Below are 17,661 nucleotides of genomic sequence, written 5' to 3' on the forward strand. Positions count from 1 at the left end.
CGATAAAACCTGTTTTTACTCAAAGTTGATTCACGATCGGACGGGTGTCTGACGTTGTTAATCGGCTGATTGCGAGCGGGCGTTTGCCAACAGAGCGCCGGCGCTCAAGCCTTGCCCAAGCCAAACAGTGAACGCAGCTTGCTGCCCCAGCTGCGCTCATAGAAGGGCGTCGTTTGCTTGAGAAAGTAATCGCTCAGCCCCGACTCACCTTCACAGACGCGGTACAGATCAACGGGCTCGCCCGACGGCGCCGTGTCCCCGGCGACATTGCCGGCTTCGCGCATGACCCGCTGAACATCGCCGTCCGCTTCGATGCCGACGATCAAGTGCGGTTTTTCATCCACCGAAGTGTCGTGCATCAACGCCAGAAAACCGCGTTTAACGTTGCGATGTTTGGCGAGTAACTGCGTCAGCGAATGGATCATTTGTGTCGGGTATTGCGAAGGCTGGCCGAGCAGGACTTTGGTTTCTTTTTCGACGGTACGCGAGGTGGCTGTCTGGCCGACTTCATCGGAGAGCAGATTGCGCACTTCCTGCGGAAGGAACTCTTTGCCATAAGGCGATTTCGGGTTGAGAAAAAGAGGCGTGCCCTCTGTCATCTCGAACAGCGATCGCGCCGGCAACTCCAGATAAGTCTCTTCACTGTCGATCGACTGTTGCAGCGTTTGCACTGACGAAAAGAACGGAATGACCGAGGTGCCATCCGGTTTTTCCCAATGCGCGATGCTGATGTTGCTGCCGGCTTCGAGATTGACCACGCCGTCTGCCGTGCCCGTGGTGCCGAGGATGTAAACCGGCGAGTTCAGCAGTGTCGTGAAGAACTCGGGCCGGTGCGCGGGCTCGTCGGCGGCCAGCCTGAGCGATTTTTCCAGTGGGTTTTCTTGCCGGTTATCCATGATGTCCATCCGTGACTCGCTAGAAAATTGCTGACTTGGGTTTTCGCCACCGGCTCGTGTCAGAGCAGGCTCCACGACACCCCGACATACACGCCCATCCCTTCACCCGGTGTCGAACGCGCCGCGTCCAGGCCTTTGTCGTCATACCCCGGCGTTACCGTGGCGGCGTAGTGCTTGTTGCTCAGATTGCGCATGTCCAGCCACGTTTGCCAGTCACCTTTCGGCGCGTTGTAGCCGAGTGTCGCGCCGAACAGGGCGTAAGGGTCGGCGTAGTAGCTGTTGGCGTAATCCACGGCAACTTTCGACACCAGTTGCGTGTTGACCGCGGCGAAGAAACCCTGCGGCCAGTCGTAGCGCAACTCGCCCTGGTAGTAATGCATGGGCAAACCGGGCAGGCGATTATCACCAAAACGATCATCGTCGCGATAGTGGAAATCGCTGAAGGTATACGCCTGACGCAGGCTCAACTGGCGACCATCGGCGGCCGACCAGAGTTGGCTGTTGAGGCTCGCTTCGACGCCTTGGTGCACGGTCGGGCTGGCGTTGAGCTCATACGGCGTGACTGCATTGGCATCTGGCAGCACCGAGAGCAGTTCGTGGCGCACTTGCGCGTAGTACCACGCCAGGCTCCATTCGCCGATGGCGCTGTCGCCACGACCGCCGAGTTCCAGTGTGGTCGCGGTCTGGTTTTGCAGTTTGATCGGGTCTTTTTGCGTGCCGGTCGCCGGGCCGTTGCCCGGAGCGAAACGTACGTTGGAGCTGTAGATCAGCGACCACGGGTGCGGCGCTTCAACCGAACGGCTGAGGTTGCCGAACAGTTGCACGTCCGGTGTCAGCTGATAGCGCAGGCCGAGGCGCGGCGCGTAGTCCCAGTCGTTCATGCTGGTTTTGCCACCGCTTTGCGGGTAGGTCACAGCGCTTTCGCGGCGGGTGTAGATCGCGGCCAGGCCAGTGGTCAGCCAGAGGTCGTCGGCGATTTCCAGGTCGTTGCCAATATGCACAACGGTGTCGGAACCCTGATAGGTGAAGTTGCGCATGCGCGTGCCCGGCACGTAGCTGGCGGTGTTGCCGCCGGGAATGCGCACGAACTCGCTGGCGCCGTCGTTGGGCAGGTGTTTGGTCACGCGCAGGCCGACGGTGCTGCGGCTTTCCATGCCGAAAATGGTATCGCGACGTTTGTAGTCGAAAGTGCCGCTGACGTCGGTGTAGGCGACCTTCAAACGGTTCGGGCCTTCGCGCAGGTCCATCGGGTAGTCGTGGTAAACGAGGCCGGTCTGGATGCTCGAATCGTCGTCGATGTAGAAGGTGGTCTTGTTGCCGATGAAGGTGCTGCCCGGCTGCTTGCGGCTGTCGTCGCGTGACACGTAGGCCGGGTTGGCCGCCCGTGGGTCGTGTTCGATGGAATGTTTGGTCACACGCCCGGCGAGGTCGTTGTCGGTCTCGCGGTAGCGAATATAGAAGCGGGTTTCCAGGTTCGGGTTGAAGCGATAACCGAAGTTGGCGATCAGGCCTTTGCTCTCGCTGCGGGTGTGATCCTGATAGCCGTCAGCGTTCGAGTCGGTCAGCGACACGTAGTAATCGAAGTCGCCGAGCACTTGCCCGGAACTGACCTGGCGTTGCTGATAGCCGTGGCTGCCGGTGGCATAGCGCACTTGTAGTTTCGGCGCGTTGTAGCCGGTGTGGCTGACGTAATCGATGGCGCCGCCCAGTGCCAGCGCGCCGCGATCAAAGCCGTTGGCGCCGCGCAATACTTCGACGTGATCGACCCACAGCGGTTCGAGCAACTCATACGGCGTGCCGCCCGGGCCGCTCAGCGGCAGGCCATCGAGCATCGTGTACAGCCCCGATGCATGGGCGCCCGGCGCGCGGTTGATGCCCGAGCCACGCACCGAGATTTTCACGCCTTCGTTGCCCGCCGACTGCGCATAAACCCCCGGTTGATAGGCCAGCACATCCTGATTACTCGCCACGCGGCCCTGCAACGGCTGGCGCATATCGACCACGTTGGTGCCGCCGGGCACCTGTTCGAGGCGGGCTTTCGCCTCTTCAACAGAGGCATCGCTGCCGTTGCGATCTTCGCCCGAAATCAGCACTTGCCCCAGTTCCAGGCCTTGAGTCTCGGCCATCGCCGGGCAGGCAAGGGCCAGGCCCAGCAGGGCAGTGGGCAGGGATTTGGACGCGGGCATCGAGAAAACTCCAGGTAGGCAAGGGCAGGGCAATGAACAGTGCGACGTAACAAGGAACGAAGGAGCCACATGGCAATTTGGCTTTTTGCCGCTCAATGGCAAACAGCACGCCATGAACTAACCTCACGTGTCTGGTTTGCCCGGTCAATCAACATTCTGTTTCTGCATTCATTGGAGAGGGCTCGGTCATGGCAAAAGACAAAAAGAACGCCGCCAAGGCGCCTGAAAGTCCCAGGTTGAAAAACAAGGACTACCTCGAGCAGTTGCGTAAGCTGCACGTCGAACTGGTCAAGTTGCAGGAGTGGGTGATCGCCAAGGGCGTCAAGGTCTGCATCGTGTTTGAGGGGCGCGATGGCGCGGGCAAGGGCGGCACGATCAAGGCGTTGACCGAGCGCGTCAGCCCGCGCGTGTTTCGCGTGGTCGCATTGCCGGCACCGACCGATCGTGAGAAAAGCCAGATGCACGTGCAGCGTTACCTGCCTTATCTACCGGCCGCAGGTGAAGTGGTGATCTTCGACCGCAGTTGGTACAACCGCGCCGGCGTCGAGCGCGTCATGGGTTTCTGCACGGATGAGCAGGCCGACAAATTCCTCAAATCGATTCCCTGGGTTGAGCACGCGATCGTCCAGTCCGGCGTGATCCTGCTCAAATACTGGCTGGAAGTCAGCCCCGAGGAACAAACCCGCCGGCTGGAGGCGCGTATCAACGACGGGCGCAAGACCTGGAAGCTGACACCGATGGATCTGAAATCCTACAGCCGCTGGTACGACTACTCACGAGCGCGGGACGAGATGTTCAAACACTCCGACACCGAACATGCGCCGTGGCTGGTGGCCGATTCCAACGACAAGCGCCGCGCACGCCTGAACATCATCACCGATGTGCTCAGCCGCATTCCGTACGAGGATGTGAAACGCGAGAAAATCGAATTGCCCAAACGGCAGAAACCGGGCAAGTACAAAGACCCGAATTATCCGTACCGGCGCGTGGCTGATAAGTACTGACGAGTGGCTGTGACGACCGGGATGGTTCAGTGACAGAGGCATCCGTTGGGTGCCGCATCTGCATGCGGCACCCTGACGCCCACTCAATCAGGCAAAACCCGCCCCTCCAGAATTTTGAATGCATCGTCCAGGGGCGCGTAGCCGACGACCTCTCGGGTCTGGGCGATAGCCAGACGCTTGTAGCGGTTGTCCGAGACGCCATGGACTACGTGGAACCCCTCAAGCTCGGCCTCCACGCAGTTGCGCAGTAACGCGACCACATCGCGCACGCTGATGAATGCAGCGACGTCCCGGTGACTGTGGGTTTCCCCCGGTTGAAACTGGGCGACGTTGGCAATGCGCACGGCGACGGTGGTCATCTGAGCGTCATTGGCAAACATTGATGCCAGCGCTTCGCCGAATGCTTTGCCCACGCCGTAAAGATTGCCGGGCCGGGGTGCCATGCATTCGTGGACTTGAACATCCTTTGGATAGCCTTCAATGGCCTGGGCGCTGCTGGCAAATATGAAACGTTTGCAGCCTTGCGTTTTCGCGGCGAGCAACATGTTGTAGGTGCCAACAATGTTCACCGGCAGTACGGAGGTCATGAAGTCAGCGTCCGGGTTCGGATCCGCCGCGAGATGAATCACCGTGTGTATGCCTTCGCAGGCCTCAAGGCAACGGGGTAGATCCGTGATGTCGAGCGAAAGGCTTTCGCCCGAGTGCGCAATACGTGTTACGTCCACATCGGCTAAACGCAAATCCAGCTCATCGCCATACGCAGTCCAAAAGGCGCTGCCGATCTTGCCCGCAGCACCGGTGACCAAAATTTTTCGCGTACTCATTTCCGTGTGCCCTCAGGGTGAGATTCCATTCTGGCCGCTTGGCCGTTCAGCTGAGTACCATCCTGAGGCGCTTCGATCAAGGTGTTTCAAGGCCCCTCGGGCTGGCGCGGCTTTCCACCCGTCGATTGCGCTGAACCACTGCGATAGGGTTTCTTTCTACCGGGGGAGTCCTCACGGAGTAGTCCCTATGTTCGATCAGCGCAAACAGGCAAAACAGGCAAAACTGGCAGAATGGCGCAAACTGGCGACGCAAGCGCAGATGCGCCTGGACCCGGAAGAACAGTACGACGAACTGCTCAAGGCCGCCGATGAAATGGAGGAGCAGGGGCTGATCACCAGCGCTGAATGGCGTCAATTGGTGCGTGATGCCGGCAGTGTGTTCACCGGCGATACGGGGCGGCCGCACGGCGCCTGAATGGACACGATGGCTTCCGCGCTCATGGCGGCGCGCGCGCAGTTTGCGATCACCATCGGCTTTCATATTGTGCTGGCAGCGTTCACGCTCGGCCTGGCCAATTTTCTCATGGTGCTTGAGGCGTTGTGGTTACGCAGCGGGCGGCAGATTTATCTGGATATTTATCGCTACTGGCTGAAGGTGTTTGCCCTCAATGTGGCGGTGGGCACTGCCTCCGGGCTGATTCTGGAATATCAGTTCGGGCTGAACTGGTCGCGGCTCGCGGTGCAGGCTGGCGATGTCCTCGGGCCGTTGATGTTCTATGAAGTGTTGGCGGCGTTTTTTCTTGAAGCAGGCTTTCTCGGCATCATGCTGTTCGGCCTGAAGAAAGTCGGTCCACGGCTGCATTTTTTTGCCACCTGTGCGGTGGCGGCCGGGTCACTGATCAGCGCGTTCTGGATTCTCTCGGCCAATTCCTGGATGCAGACGCCCGCAGGTTTTTCGCTCGACGCGCACGGGCGGTTCATCGCCGAAGATTGGTGGGCAATCATTTTCAATCCGTCATTCCCGTATCGGTTGGCGCATATGACGCTCGCTGCATTGCTCGGCAGTGCCACGCTGGTGGCCGGCATCAGTGCCTGGCAATTGTTGAAGGCGTCGCACAATCCACGCGCACGCCTGCAGTTTTCCCTGGCGTTGTGGGTGATCACCGTGCTGACTCCGCTGCAGCTTGTGGTCGGTGACTTGCACGGCCAGCACAGCCTCGACGTACAACCGCAGAAGGTCGCCGCCATCGAGGGCTCATGGACGCGTCCGCCGCCGGGTGCGGGCGAGCCGCTGCGGTTGCTTGCCTGGCCGGATCAGAGCGAGCGGCGCAATCACTGGGAAGTGGCGATTCCACGGATCGGCTCGTTATATTTGCGTCACGATCTGAGCAGCACGATTACCGCGCTCGATGAGTTCCCGCCGGAAGATATTCCACCGGTGGCGCCGGTGTTTTTCGCGTTTCGGCTGATGGTCGGGCTGGGCCTTTTGATGCTGGGGCAGGGCTTGATCAGCCTGATCTTGCGCCGACGCCAGCGCTTGTACTCGGCGCATTGGTGGTTACGCGCCAGCGTGCTGATGGCGCCGGCCGGTTTCGTCGCCATGCTCAGTGGCTGGATCGTCACCGAAGTGGGGCGGCAACCCTTTACGGTCTATGGCTTGATGCGCACGGCAGACAGCCTGTCTGCGGTTTCCAGAGCCCAAGTGCTCGGCTCGACGTGGTTGATTCTATTGTTTTATGGGCTGATTTTCGGCCTCGGTCTCTGGGTGTTGCTGCGCCTGTTGCGCGAGCCACCGCAGGCGGATGAGCCGGGGCCACAGCCGACTTTGGCGGACGAAACCGGGCATTCCTGAGGAAGGGCAACGATGGACACCGACTGGATAACCCTGCTGTGTGCCGCGGCGCTGGCGTTCTCGGTGATGAATTACGTGTTGCTCGACGGCACAGACCTTGGCGTCGGCATGTTGATGGGGCTGACTGCCAGCCACGAAGATCGTCGAGCCATGGCCGTGACCATTCTGCCGATCTGGGATGCCAACGAGACCTGGCTGGTGCTCGGCGGCGGCGGGTTGTTGGCCTTGTTTCCACTGGCGTATGCCATCTTGCTGCCGGCGCTGTACCTGCCGTTCATTTTGATGTTCCTCGCACTGATTGTTCGCGCGGTGGCGCTGGAGTTTCGCGACCATGCCCCCGGACCACGCAGCAAACGTGCAGTCGATGGCGTGTTGCTCTGCGGTTCGCTGCTGACCGGGGTTGTTCAGGGCGTGGTGCTCGGCACGCTGGTGCAGGGTGTTGCGCATCAGGGCGGTCAATACAGCGGCAATGGCCGCGAATGGCTGAGCCCGTTCCCGATGTTCTGCGGGCTGACGCTGGTGCTCGGTTACGCCTGGCTCGGCGCCTGCTGGCTGTATTGGCGCACGGTGGGTTCGCTGCAACAACGCTCGGCGCGGCAGGCGCGAGTGTTGGCGCTGATCACGGCGCTGTTGTTGATCGGGTTGGTCGGCTGGACGGCGACGCTGCAAGGTCAATACGCACAGCGGCTCGCGGATGTTCGCGTGTGGATGCCAGCGGCGGCGTTGCTCGGCGGGTTGCTGGTGGTGTTCACCCTGGGCTTTCGCGGGCGCTGGCAGTTTTTGCCTTTGTTCGCAGCGCTGGCGGTTTTTGTGTTGGCGTTTGCGCTGATGCTGGTTGCACTTTATCCGTACATTGTGCCGCCGGATCTGACCTTGAGCGCCGCTGCTTCCAGCCCGAAAAGCCAAGTGTTCATGCTGGTCGGTTTCGCCGTGCTGATACCGGTGACGCTGATTTACAACACGTACGGCTTCAGGGTTTTCAGCGGCAAGGTTCGCGTGGCCAAGTCAGACTGACACCTGCGCCGCTCAGGTAACCCGGCCCTTTTTCATGGGGACGGTGCCCACCGGGTGCGCGCTTCTGGAAGCCTTCAACAGATCGGCAAACGCCGCTTTATCAATCGGCCGACTCATGAAATAACCCTGCACCTCGTTACATTGATCGACCCCGAGAATGTCCAGTTGCTCTTCGGTCTCGACGCCTTCGGCCGTTACCGTCAGGCCCATGGCTTTGCCCAGTCCGATGATTGCCTGCACCACCGCCCGGTCATTGGTGCCGCTGCTGATCGAGGCAATGAAGCGCTTGTCGATCTTGATCCCGTCGAACGGATAGGCGCGCAGGTAACCGAGCGATGAGTAGCCGGTGCCGAAGTCGTCCATGTTCAGGCGCACACCCAATTCCTTCAGCGCATTCATGGTGGCCAACGCGCCGTCGGTGTCGTTGAGCATGACGTTCTCGGTGATTTCCAGCTCCAGGCGACTGGCCGGGAAACGGCTTTCGACCAGTACTTCGCGCACGACCTCGACCACATCGCTGACGGCAAACTGCGCCGGCGACAGGTTGACCGACAGCAGAATGTCTTCCGGCCAGCCCAGCGCGGTTTCGCAGGCTTCGCGCAACACCCAGCGACCCAGCGGGACGATCAGGTCAGTCTGTTCCGCCAACGGAATGAACAGGTCCGGCCCGAGCAAGCCCTTGGTCGGATGTTGCCAGCGCACCAGCGCTTCGACCGAAACGATCTGCTTGCCATCAACCTTGTAGCGCGGCTGATAGTGCAGGATGAACTCGTTGTGCTTGAGCGCATGGCGCAGGTCATCTTCCATCTGCCGGCGGGTCTGGATCTGGTCGCTCATGTGCGCTTCGAAATAGCACCAGGTGTTCTTGCCCTCGGATTTGGCCTGATACAGCGCGATGTCGGCGTAACGGATCAGGTCGCTCGGCACATAACCGTGGCGACGGCTGAGGGCGATGCCGATGCTGGCGCCGATGTGCAGCGGATGATCCTCGAAGACCACCGGTTGATGCAGGCTGCCGATCAGGCGGGTGCAGAACTTGTCGATTTCGTGCGGGTTGTCCACGCCGTTGAGCACCACGATGAATTCGTCGCCGCCCAGGCGCGCGACGATGTCGAGTTCGCGGGTGCATTCACGCAATCGCGCAGCGACTTCCTGCAGCACGGCATCACCGGCCGGATGCCCGAGTGAATCGTTGATCGGTTTGAAGTTGTCGAGGTCAATCACCAGCAATGACAGCGGCGGCGCGTGCTCCTTGAGCAACAGGGCGTCATCCAGGTAGCGCGCGAGTTTGTTGCGATTGGGCAGACCGGTGAGGGCATCGTGCATCGACAGATGCTGGATCTGTGCGTGGGCGGCAACTTCGTCGGTGATGTCGCTGGCGGTGCCGCGATAGCCGACCACCGAGTGTTTATCGAAGATCGGCCGCGCGGACAGCCGGCAGTGGCGTTGCTGGCCGGAGTGGTCGCGGTAGGTGCAACGCAGGTCACTGGCGCTGGTTTCCTCGGTCAGCTTCTTCAGCCAGAGTTCCAGTGGCGTGGTATCGCAGAACAGCAGTTGGCCGATGTCTTGCCCCAGCCACAGGGTTTGCGGGTAGCCGGTGACTTCGCTGAAACGCGCCGACAGGTACGTCAGCATCAGCTCGCGGTCGACTTCCCAGATCCAGTCCGACGCCGCTTCCGCCACCGCGCGAAAGCGTTCTTCACTGGCCTCCAGGCCACGGTTGGCGGTTTCCAGTGCCACATTGGAGGCTTGCATCACGGCGAAGCTCTGGTCGACGTACTGCGAGGAGCGCAAGGCGTGACGCAAGAAATAAGCGGTCAGCAACATCAGCACCAACATCGTCACGCCGAGCGTTGGCAGCAATGACCACAACAAGCGTTGGCCGGGCTGTTCGAGATCAGCGATCAGGCTGTAACCGGTATTGTCCAGCGGCACCCGGGGGCGGTCGCGCGCAATCGTCTCATCCGGCGCCAGGGTCAGATTGCTCAAGCCAAAACCGCTGCCGATCATGCGCAATTTGGTCGGTGTGAGCTTGTCGACGAACACCAGCACCGAGGTAGTGCGTGGATCACCCAGCGGTCGCTCGTCGTTGGGAATGATCGCCGCTGCCGAGACCAGCGCCGGCCAGCCTTCGAACAGTGAGTAAACGCTGACGGGGTTGCTCAAGTCGCTCTGGGCCTGAACCTGCTCGACCAGCGCCGCAGCCGGCAGTTGCAGATACGCGGAGATGTCGTTGTCCAGCAGTTGCCCGCGCACCACCGCGTACTGCGTGCGCTCGCGGTCGAGGACGAACACGCCGTCATAGCCGTCATTGGTAAACAGGGTTTTGCCGACGTTCTGCTCGGTATAGGCCCAATTGACATCCAGCGGATCGCTCAAATGTTCGTAAGCCGTGGTCCAGTCGGCGTAACTGGCGATGTAGTTCTTCGACGCGGTAATGCGGTTTTCCAGGGCGCGGGCCGAATAAAAGCGGTTTTTTTCGATTTCTTCGTTGTCGAGACGGTGGATTATGCCGAGCAGCGCGACTGTCGCGGCGATCACCCCGGCAACGAACAGCGCGCCAACGGCGATGGCCAGGCGCCGGGTGACGGCGCTTTGGCGCGGTGGAAGAGGGGCTGCATAAGAGGAAATGTCCATGTGCTCATCCTTGACCCGCTGTCTACTGAATCTAGAACCACGGCGCGGGCGCAATGTTCAGATTCTTCTACGCGACTGCATTGAAAGCGTAGTGAACCCCGCGTGAATTGCCTCTTTAACGGCAGGCCGCCGATCAGCGGCGATTCCCGAAAGGGCAAGACTTCCCGCTGAAAAACCGGATAATGGCCGCCATTCGTTTAGCCGTATTCTGGTAATCCCGCATGGAAATCAAGGTCAATTTTCTCGACAACCTTCGACTTGAGGCCAAGTTCGACGACTTCACGGTGATCGCCGATCAGCCCATCCGCTACAAGGGTGATGGCTCGGCACCGGGGCCGTTCGACTACTTTCTGGCATCGTCAGCGTTGTGCGCGGCCTACTTTGTGAAGTTGTACTGCGACACGCGCAACATGCCCACAGAAAATATTCGCCTGTCGCAGAACAACATCGTCGACCCGGAAAACCGCTACAACCAGATCTTCAAGATCCAGGTGGAATTGCCAGCGGACATCTCCGAGAAGGATCGTCTGGGCATCCTGCGCTCCATTGATCGCTGCACCGTGAAGAAGGTCGTGCAGACCGGTCCGGAATTCATCATTGAAGAGGTCGAAAACCTCGACGCCGATGCCCAGGCGCTGTTGATGCCGGTGGCCGGCTCGGACGCAGGCACGTTCATTGCCGGCAAAGACCTGCCGCTGGAGCAGACCATCGCCAACATGTCGGGGATTTTGGCCGACCTGGGCATGAAGATTGAAATCGCCTCGTGGCGCAACATCGTGCCCAACGTCTGGTCGCTGCACATCCGCGACGCCCATTCGCCAATGTGCTTCACCAACGGCAAGGGCGCGACCAAGGAAGGCGCACTGGCCTCGGCGCTGGGTGAGTTCATCGAGCGGCTGAACTGCAACTTCTTCTACAACGACCAGTTCTGGGGCGAAGAAATCGCCAACGCCGAGTTCGTGCATTACCCGGACGAGCAATGGTTCAAGCCGGGGCCGAAAGACGAGCTGCCAAGCGAGATTCTCGACGACTACACCCGCAAGATTTACGACCGTGACGGCGAGTTGCGCGGCTCGAACCTGTTCGACACCAACTCCGGCAACACCCAGCGCGGCATCTGCTCGCTGCCGTTTGTGCGCCAGTCGGACAATGAAGTGGTGTACTTCCCGTCCAACCTGATCGAAAACCTCTACCTCAGCAACGGCATGAGCGCCGGTAACACGCTCGCCGAAGCACAGGTGCAGTGCCTGTCGGAAATTTTCGAGCGCGCGGTCAAACGCGAAATCCTCGAAGGCGAAATGGCGTTGCCGGACGTGCCCCAAGAGGTGCTGGAGAAGTACCCGAGCATCCTCGCCGGCATCAAGGGCCTGGAAGAGCAGGGCTTCCCGGTGCTGGTCAAGGACGCGTCGCTGGGCGGCGAATTCCCGGTGATGTGCGTGACCCTGATGAACCCGCGCACCGGCGGCGTGTTCGCCTCGTTCGGCGCGCACCCAAGCCTGGAAGTGGCGCTGGAACGCAGCCTCACCGAACTGCTGCAAGGTCGCAGCTTCGAAGGCCTCAACGACTTGCCGCAGCCGACGTTCTCCGGTCAGGCCGTCACCGAGCCGAACAACTTTGTCGAGCACTTCATCGACTCCAGCGGCGTGGTGTCGTGGCGCTTCTTCAGCGCCAAGCCTGATTTCGAATTCGTCGAGTGGGACTTCTCGGGCCAGGGTGAAAACTCCAATGCCGAAGAAGCCGCGACGCTGTTCGCCATCCTCGAAGACATGGGCAAAGAAGTCTACATGGCGGTCTACGAGCACATCGGTGCCAAGGCCTGCCGAATTCTGGTTCCGGACTATTCGGAGATCTACCCGGTCGAAGACCTGATCTGGGACAACACCAACAAAGCCCTGCAATTCCGCGCCGACATCCTCAACCTGCACAACCTCAGCAAGGTCGGCCTGCGCAACCTCGCCCAAGGCCTGGAAAACAGCGAACAGGACGATTACACCGAGATCACCACGCTGATCGGCATCGAGTTCGACGACAACACGCCGTGGGGCAAGCTGACCATTCTGGAACTGCGCCTGCTGATCTGCCTCGCCCTGCAGAAGTACGAACAGGCCAAGGATCTGGTTGAAGCCTTCCTGCAGTACAACGACAACACCGTCGAGCGTGGCTTGTTCTATCAAGCGGTCAACGTGGTGCTGGAGATGGAACTGGACGAAGACCTGGAACTGGAAGACTACGAAACCAACTTCCGCCGCATGTTCGGCGACGAGCGCATGGATGCGGCGATTGGCTCGGTCAATGGCAGCGTGCGCTTCTACGGTTTGACGCCGACCAGCACCAAGCTGGAAGGGCTGGATCGGCATTTGCGTTTGATCGAGAGCTATAAAAAGCTGCATTCGGCGCGGGCCAATGTGAAACAGGTCTAAGCCGGTTTCACATTGAGGTCGGTGGTGGATTCACCCCTCATCGGAACGCCGCCCGCCCAGCCCTCTCCCCAAGGAGAGGGAGCCGATTCGTGGTCTTTCCAAGCCTGAACTCGACTCGGTATCTCACGTCGGCGTAACTCTCACATCACCTCGGTCAGTCTCCTTTCCCCAAGGAGAGGGCTGAGGTGAGGATTTTGCAAAACCCGAGTTCGGCTCGATATCTCAGGTCGGCGTATTTCAACCAAACAACTCGGTCAGTTCCCTCTCCCTCTGGGAGAGGGCTAGGGTGAGGGGCGTTGGCTTTTCCGCCCATGCGCTGCATCAGCCAACTGCCCGGTATCGACCCGCACAAACACCGAATCACCCACCGCCGTCAGCACATCCCCGGCATACACCTCGCAGATCACTCGAGTCTTGCGCCCGACCTCACCTTCGACTTTTGCGCGCAAGATCAGCGGCACGCCCATCGGCGTCGGTTTGATGAACTTGATGCCGAGGTTGCCGGTGACGCAGTCGATGCGCGGCAGGCTGCCGGGGTCGCGGTTTTCTGCGCGGTAGTGGTAGGCCATTGCGGTCCAGTTGGAGTGGCAGTCGACCAGCATCGCGATCAGCCCGCCGTAGACCAGATCCGGCCAGCCGCAGTATTTGGCCTCCGGCAGGTGTTCGGCGACAACGTGTACACCGTCTTCGTGCCAGTGGCTTTTGACGTGCAGGCCGTGCGGGTTGCGGCCGCCGCAGCCGTAGCAGACGCCTTCGGGCGCGGCGAGGTCTTGCAGGGGCGTTTCAAGGCTGGACATGGTTTTTATTATCCTGGAGTTGTAAGTCCGGTGAGGCGCAGGCGGTTGCGCCCGCCGCGTTTCGATTCGTAGAGTGCGGCGTCGCCCAGTTCGATCAGCGCGGTGAGGCTGGCGGGTGGCTGTTCGAACAGGCTGGCGCCGATGCTCAGGGTCACGGCAGCGGTGGTGGGGAATGTCTGAGAGGTCGTGCTCAGAAACTGCTCGCGCAGTGTGTTGCCCAGTTCCATGACTCGCTCGCTCGAAGCGCTGTTGAGCAGGATGACAAACTCGTCCCCGCCCAGGCGCGCTGTCAGCGCATTGCGCGGCAGCACCGAGCGAATCATCTCGCTCAGTGCGATGAGCAAACGATCCCCAGCGGTGTGGCCATACTGGTCGTTGACCAGTTTGAAATTGTCGATGTCGATCAGCAGCAAGGCGCCGGGATGCTCCGGCGAAACGTGTTCGAGCAGGCGCGGTGCGCGTTTTTCCAGGGCGCGGCGGTTGTACAGGGCCGTCAGCGGGTCGCGCTCTGCGAGGCGGGCGATCTGTTTTTCCCGGCGGTAACGTTCGGTGCCGGTCATCGACAGGGCGATCAACATGATTGCCATCGCGCCTTCAACCAGAGAAATCTGAATAATCTCGCCGCGAAATGCCGCCAGATCGATCAACGTGCCGGGGATCACCACGGTCAAGGCTTTGGCCACGTAGAAGATCCCGTGACCGAGCAAAACGTAACGCAACTGCACCGCACCGACGCTCAGCGACTTGCCGTGGGGGCGCAGGAGGAAACTGGCCTTGAGGGTCGAGAGCGCCACCAACAGCGAATTGGCCGCCAGCATGACCTTCGACCACAGCGGCCCGTCCGGCAGTAACAACATCACCAGCCAGGCGACGAAGATCAGTGACCAGGTGCGCGACAGCCGCGTTTGCGTGAAGCGCGCGACGCCCAGCAGAAACAGGAAGTGGGCCGTGACCAACAGACCGTTGGCGAACCAGATACCAATCAGCAACAAGCCGTTGCTGCGCAGCAGGGCGAGGGTGGAACCGACGGTGATGGTGGCGAAACCGGCGCTCCAGAACAGTAGCGAAGGCTCACGAATGCTGCGCCATTCGATCGCCAGGTACAGCGCGGCAGCGGCTGCGAGGGCGATGGAAATGGTCAACATCGTAGGAGGGTCGAGCGGCATTTCTTGATGAGCCTGTCTGATTGGCAGTGAGACCGGCGATTGTAAGCGTTCGGACGGGTTTTTCGCAGAGGCCGTGTTGCCGCGCAGATCATCGGTATCGGGGCAGGGCGCGGCGGCTGTGCACCGCCGCGCCGCGCGGTCATTTGCTGGCGTCGAGCACCACGCGGTAGCGCGCCTTGCCGCTGCGTAAATGGTCGACGGCCTCGTTGACCTTGCTCATGGGAAACATCTCGACCTGCGGCAGAATCTGATGCCGCGCGCAGAACTCGAGCATGGTTGCCATGGTGGCGGGCGAGCCGACCGGGGAGGCGGAAAGCGATTTCTGCTGCGGGATCAGATCGAACACATGCACCGGAATCGCGCTCGGTACGATGCCGACGAAGTGCAACCGGCCGTTGGCACGCAGGGTGGCGAGCATGGCGCTCCAGTCGAGGTCGGCGTTGGCGCTGATCAGCAGGAAGTCCAGCGTGCCGGCGATTGCCTTCAGCGCATTGCTGTCGGTCGAGGCGACAACATTGTGCGCGCCGAGGCGTTTGGCCTCGTCCTGTTTATTCAGCGACGAGGTAAACGCGGTGACTTCGCAGCCCCAGGCATTGAGAAAACGCAGGGCCAGATGGCCGAGGCCGCCGATACCAACCACACCAACCCGATCGGTCGGTTTGACGCCGAATTGCAGCAGCGGGTTGAACACCGTGGAGCCGGCGCAGAACAGTGGGCCGACCAGCGCCGGATCGAGGCTGTCCGGAACAGGAATCGCCCACGCCCAATGCGAGCGCAAACGATCGGCGAAACCACCGTTGCTGCCGATGATGGTCGGTTGCGCGGTGCCGCACAGTTGTTGCGAACCGGAGATGCACGACGAGCAGTGCATGCAACTGCCCTTGTACCAACCGATGCCGACGCGCTGGCCCATCTTCAGGCCGCGCACCTGAGCGCCCATGCGCACGATCTTGCCGACCGCTTCGTGGCCCGGCACAAAAGGATAACGGCTGATGCCCCAGTCATTGTCGATCAGCGATTGATCGGAGTGGCAGACGCCGCAATATTCCACAGCGATTTCCACGTCTTCTTCGGCCAATGTGCCGGGATCGTAGCTGTATCGTTCAAGTGGCGCGCCGGCCGCGGTAGCGGCCCAGCCGTTGAAAGGGGTGGATTCGGTGTTGCTCATGGGGCACCTCCGGTTCGACTGACGGGGACAGCAGCCCGGCAAGTCTAGTCGGTCATTGCTCAGGCGCGAGCCAGGTGTCTACAACGCGACGATCGAGCTCTTCCCAGTACGCCATGCCCAGCACCCGCGTGGTGTTGAGCCCGCGCAGGTAACCGCGCAATTGATTGGCGGTGTCGGTGATGAGCTGCGGGTCGCTGATGTCTTTGTCCAGCAATACGCTTTCGTACTGAACCAGATACTCGGCCACACGCTCGCGGAAATCGGGCAGAACGGCGTCACGGATCAGGTCAAACGTTCTCAAGGCGAACTCCTCATTTCATGTTTTTCTCGTTGTGATTGAGTGTGTATCAGTCTGCACGTCGCGCAACTATTGCTAGAAGTAATAGTGACCATCACGAAACGCAAGTTCTGCTTTGTCGGCAATCGGCGGAAAATCGCTTCCATCGAACACGCAGCTCAAGGAATTTGCGCGATGAACACATTGACCCGACTGGCTTTGGTCGCCCTGCTGACGGGCGGAGCACTGGCCACCGCACCGGCCTTCGCAGACGACGCCCGGTCGTGTCATTTCCAGACCATCACTGGCAGCAGCGCCACCTTGCAGCATTCGCAAACCGTGGGGGTGTTGCTCAGCGAGAACACGCTGGACAACGTGCAATACCTGGAGCGTTACCACGACATGGCGGCGAATGGTGCGAAAGACTCTCTGGATTCACGGATTCGTGAAGCGTTCGTCGACAGCTCGGATCCGCAATTGGCCATCGATTGGTTGATGAACTCGCTGCAGCAACAATTTTTGTCGGTGACCGTCTACGACAACCTTGATGCCCTGGTGCTGGCGCATCCAGACATCGTGGTCAAGCTCGACACCTTCAATCGTTTGCTGACGCAGCAAAACAGCCTGGTAGAAGCGCGTTTCACCGCACGCTTCTACGACGCCGACCTGCAATACATCGGCAAGGCTGAAGGCGCTGTAGAAAAACAGCTGCCGTCGGTGTGGGTGCATAACCAATCGGCACCGGCCATTGCCGCGCAGATCGACAAGCAGCGTGACCTGCAACTTAACGCGTTGAAGCAATTTGATGTGTCGCTCAAGGCTTTGGTGGCGTCGAGCTGAACGCTTAAAACATAAAGGGCGACGGCGGCTCCGTGAGGCTGAACCGTTGCCGGTTGAACCGAACGTTTATTTTCAGGATGACACCGATGCGTCTTTTCTTTGTGCCTGTTTTGGCCTTTGCCTCTTTGCTCGTTGGTTGCGCTTCGGCGCCGAACAATCCGAGCCTGACTTTGCAGACTAGCAAGACGCCTGCGCAGTATGCCGATTGTGTTGTGCCGAAGTTGCAGGGCAGTGCGTTGAACCCGACGGTTTCGCAGACTCAGCGCAGTTATCGGATTGTGGTGCCGAGTAAGGTGTCTGCCGACAATGTGCTGGAGGCCTATAAGGCGGGTACTGGCGGCAAGGTGTTTATTTACGAGCGGCATTTGTTGGCTTCGAATCTTTTGCCTTCGAGTTTTGAGCGGGCGGCGCAGGATTGCATCTGATGTTGGCCTTGGTACGTATTTAGCTGAGCTCCTTTGGTTGGCCGCAACCAACCAATTTTTTGCCTCGCGCCTTTTATTCGGTTGCGGGGCTTTTTTTTGGGCTTTTTTTGGGCTTTTTGGGCTTGGCGGCCTTTGGGCCGACCATGCTTTTGGGGTTTTGGGTGAATATCCGTTGTTTTGGGGGCGGCGGCTGACGGTTTCGCTCTTACAGCGAC

General features: G+C 60.2%; 15 protein-coding genes. 7 read left to right on the forward strand and 8 right to left on the reverse strand.

Features of this window, described 5'->3' with window-relative positions; genetic code table 11:
- Positions 1 to 104: 104 nt before the first annotated feature.
- A complete protein-coding gene (sseB, locus tag A8O26_RS28720) occupies positions 105 to 896 on the reverse strand; it encodes an enhanced serine sensitivity protein SseB (RefSeq protein ID WP_064120987.1) in 792 nt (263 codons plus the stop codon).
- Positions 897 to 955: 59 nt separating this feature from the next.
- On the reverse strand, positions 956 to 3,082 hold the full coding sequence (locus A8O26_RS28725; RefSeq protein ID WP_064120973.1) for a TonB-dependent receptor family protein: 2,127 nt from the start codon (positions 3,080 to 3,082) through the stop codon (positions 956 to 958).
- Positions 3,083 to 3,270: 188 nt separating this feature from the next.
- Between A8O26_RS28725 and ppk2 the strand changes: the two genes are divergently transcribed.
- The gene (ppk2, locus tag A8O26_RS28730) at positions 3,271 to 4,086 is read left to right on the forward strand and encodes a polyphosphate kinase 2 (RefSeq protein ID WP_064120974.1); all 816 of its coding nucleotides are present in this window, start codon (positions 3,271 to 3,273) and stop codon (positions 4,084 to 4,086) included.
- 83 nt (positions 4,087 to 4,169) lie between these two features.
- On the opposite strand, the gene A8O26_RS28735 is transcribed toward ppk2, so the two are convergent.
- Positions 4,170 to 4,910: an NAD-dependent epimerase/dehydratase family protein gene (locus tag A8O26_RS28735; RefSeq protein ID WP_064120975.1), complete on the reverse strand. Its 741-nt coding sequence runs from the start codon at positions 4,908 to 4,910 to the stop codon at positions 4,170 to 4,172.
- A 187-nt stretch (positions 4,911 to 5,097) separates the two neighbouring features.
- Between A8O26_RS28735 and A8O26_RS28740 the strand changes: the two genes are divergently transcribed.
- Genes A8O26_RS28740 through cydB form a run of 3 tightly spaced genes read left to right on the forward strand, consistent with a single transcriptional unit; the run spans position 5,098 to position 7,716 of the window.
- Entirely contained in the window at positions 5,098 to 5,325 is a 228-nt protein-coding gene (locus tag A8O26_RS28740) for a hypothetical protein (protein ID WP_064120976.1), read from the forward strand.
- Between the two features lie 9 nt (positions 5,326 to 5,334).
- Entirely contained in the window at positions 5,335 to 6,702 is a 1,368-nt protein-coding gene (locus A8O26_RS28745; protein WP_253757072.1) for a cytochrome ubiquinol oxidase subunit I, read from the forward strand.
- A 12-nt stretch (positions 6,703 to 6,714) separates the two neighbouring features.
- Complete coding sequence (cydB, locus tag A8O26_RS28750) at positions 6,715 to 7,716, forward strand: cytochrome d ubiquinol oxidase subunit II (protein ID WP_064120978.1); 1,002 nt, start codon at positions 6,715 to 6,717, stop codon at positions 7,714 to 7,716.
- 12 nt (positions 7,717 to 7,728) lie between these two features.
- Here the strand turns inward: cydB and A8O26_RS28755 are convergent, their stop codons facing one another.
- Positions 7,729 to 10,353 carry a bifunctional diguanylate cyclase/phosphodiesterase gene (locus A8O26_RS28755; protein ID WP_064120979.1) on the reverse strand — a complete coding sequence of 875 codons (2,625 nt, stop codon included), beginning with the start codon at positions 10,351 to 10,353 and terminating at the stop codon, positions 7,729 to 7,731.
- 221 nt (positions 10,354 to 10,574) lie between these two features.
- On the opposite strand from A8O26_RS28755, the gene A8O26_RS28760 reads away from it, so the two are divergent.
- Positions 10,575 to 12,773: an OsmC domain/YcaO domain-containing protein gene (locus A8O26_RS28760; RefSeq protein WP_064120980.1), complete on the forward strand. Its 2,199-nt coding sequence runs from the start codon at positions 10,575 to 10,577 to the stop codon at positions 12,771 to 12,773.
- A gap of 281 nt (positions 12,774 to 13,054) precedes the next feature.
- On the opposite strand, the gene A8O26_RS28765 is transcribed toward A8O26_RS28760, so the two are convergent.
- The 4 genes from A8O26_RS28765 to A8O26_RS28780 form a co-directional block, all read right to left on the reverse strand.
- Positions 13,055 to 13,570: a PaaI family thioesterase gene (locus A8O26_RS28765; RefSeq protein WP_064120981.1), complete on the reverse strand. Its 516-nt coding sequence runs from the start codon at positions 13,568 to 13,570 to the stop codon at positions 13,055 to 13,057.
- Between the two features lie 8 nt (positions 13,571 to 13,578).
- The gene (locus A8O26_RS28770) at positions 13,579 to 14,736 is read right to left on the reverse strand and encodes a GGDEF domain-containing protein (RefSeq protein ID WP_064120982.1); all 1,158 of its coding nucleotides are present in this window, start codon (positions 14,734 to 14,736) and stop codon (positions 13,579 to 13,581) included.
- A 139-nt stretch (positions 14,737 to 14,875) separates the two neighbouring features.
- The gene (ahr, locus tag A8O26_RS28775; protein WP_064120983.1) at positions 14,876 to 15,904 is read right to left on the reverse strand and encodes an NADPH-dependent aldehyde reductase Ahr; all 1,029 of its coding nucleotides are present in this window, start codon (positions 15,902 to 15,904) and stop codon (positions 14,876 to 14,878) included.
- A gap of 52 nt (positions 15,905 to 15,956) precedes the next feature.
- Positions 15,957 to 16,205 (reverse strand): hypothetical protein, encoded by a 249-nt coding sequence (locus A8O26_RS28780; RefSeq protein WP_064120984.1) that lies wholly within the window; start codon positions 16,203 to 16,205, stop codon positions 15,957 to 15,959.
- A gap of 171 nt (positions 16,206 to 16,376) precedes the next feature.
- On the opposite strand from A8O26_RS28780, the gene A8O26_RS28785 reads away from it, so the two are divergent.
- Both A8O26_RS28785 and A8O26_RS28790 read left to right on the forward strand, forming a co-directional pair.
- Positions 16,377 to 17,021, forward strand: coding sequence for a hypothetical protein (locus A8O26_RS28785; RefSeq protein ID WP_064120985.1), 645 nt, complete (start codon positions 16,377 to 16,379; stop codon positions 17,019 to 17,021).
- An 86-nt stretch (positions 17,022 to 17,107) separates the two neighbouring features.
- On the forward strand, positions 17,108 to 17,446 hold the full coding sequence (locus tag A8O26_RS28790) for a hypothetical protein (protein WP_064120986.1): 339 nt from the start codon (positions 17,108 to 17,110) through the stop codon (positions 17,444 to 17,446).
- Positions 17,447 to 17,661: the final 215 nt, after the last annotated feature.

This window comes from Pseudomonas fluorescens (genome assembly GCF_001648775.1).
Classification (GTDB): domain Bacteria; phylum Pseudomonadota; class Gammaproteobacteria; order Pseudomonadales; family Pseudomonadaceae; genus Aquipseudomonas; species Aquipseudomonas fluorescens_M.

What these genes read in the sequence shown, in the direction of transcription:
- sseB (WP_064120987.1), bottom strand. Translation starts at nt 896, where the DNA reads ATGGATAACCGGCAAGAAAACCCACTGGAAAAATCGCTCAGGCTGGCC.
- A8O26_RS28725 (WP_064120973.1), bottom strand. Translation starts at nt 3,082, where the DNA reads ATGCCCGCGTCCAAATCCCTGCCCACTGCCCTGCTGGGCCTGGCCCTT.
- ppk2 (WP_064120974.1), top strand. Translation starts at nt 3,271, where the DNA reads ATGGCAAAAGACAAAAAGAACGCCGCCAAGGCGCCTGAAAGTCCCAGG.
- A8O26_RS28735 (WP_064120975.1), bottom strand. Translation starts at nt 4,910, where the DNA reads ATGAGTACGCGAAAAATTTTGGTCACCGGTGCTGCGGGCAAGATCGGC.
- A8O26_RS28740 (WP_064120976.1), top strand. Translation starts at nt 5,098, where the DNA reads ATGTTCGATCAGCGCAAACAGGCAAAACAGGCAAAACTGGCAGAATGG.
- A8O26_RS28745 (WP_253757072.1), top strand. Translation starts at nt 5,335, where the DNA reads ATGGCTTCCGCGCTCATGGCGGCGCGCGCGCAGTTTGCGATCACCATC.
- cydB (WP_064120978.1), top strand. Translation starts at nt 6,715, where the DNA reads ATGGACACCGACTGGATAACCCTGCTGTGTGCCGCGGCGCTGGCGTTC.
- A8O26_RS28755 (WP_064120979.1), bottom strand. Translation starts at nt 10,353, where the DNA reads ATGGACATTTCCTCTTATGCAGCCCCTCTTCCACCGCGCCAAAGCGCC.
- A8O26_RS28760 (WP_064120980.1), top strand. Translation starts at nt 10,575, where the DNA reads ATGGAAATCAAGGTCAATTTTCTCGACAACCTTCGACTTGAGGCCAAG.
- A8O26_RS28765 (WP_064120981.1), bottom strand. Translation starts at nt 13,570, where the DNA reads ATGTCCAGCCTTGAAACGCCCCTGCAAGACCTCGCCGCGCCCGAAGGC.
- A8O26_RS28770 (WP_064120982.1), bottom strand. Translation starts at nt 14,736, where the DNA reads ATGCCGCTCGACCCTCCTACGATGTTGACCATTTCCATCGCCCTCGCA.
- ahr (WP_064120983.1), bottom strand. Translation starts at nt 15,904, where the DNA reads ATGAGCAACACCGAATCCACCCCTTTCAACGGCTGGGCCGCTACCGCG.
- A8O26_RS28785 (WP_064120985.1), top strand. Translation starts at nt 16,377, where the DNA reads ATGAACACATTGACCCGACTGGCTTTGGTCGCCCTGCTGACGGGCGGA.
- A8O26_RS28790 (WP_064120986.1), top strand. Translation starts at nt 17,108, where the DNA reads ATGCGTCTTTTCTTTGTGCCTGTTTTGGCCTTTGCCTCTTTGCTCGTT.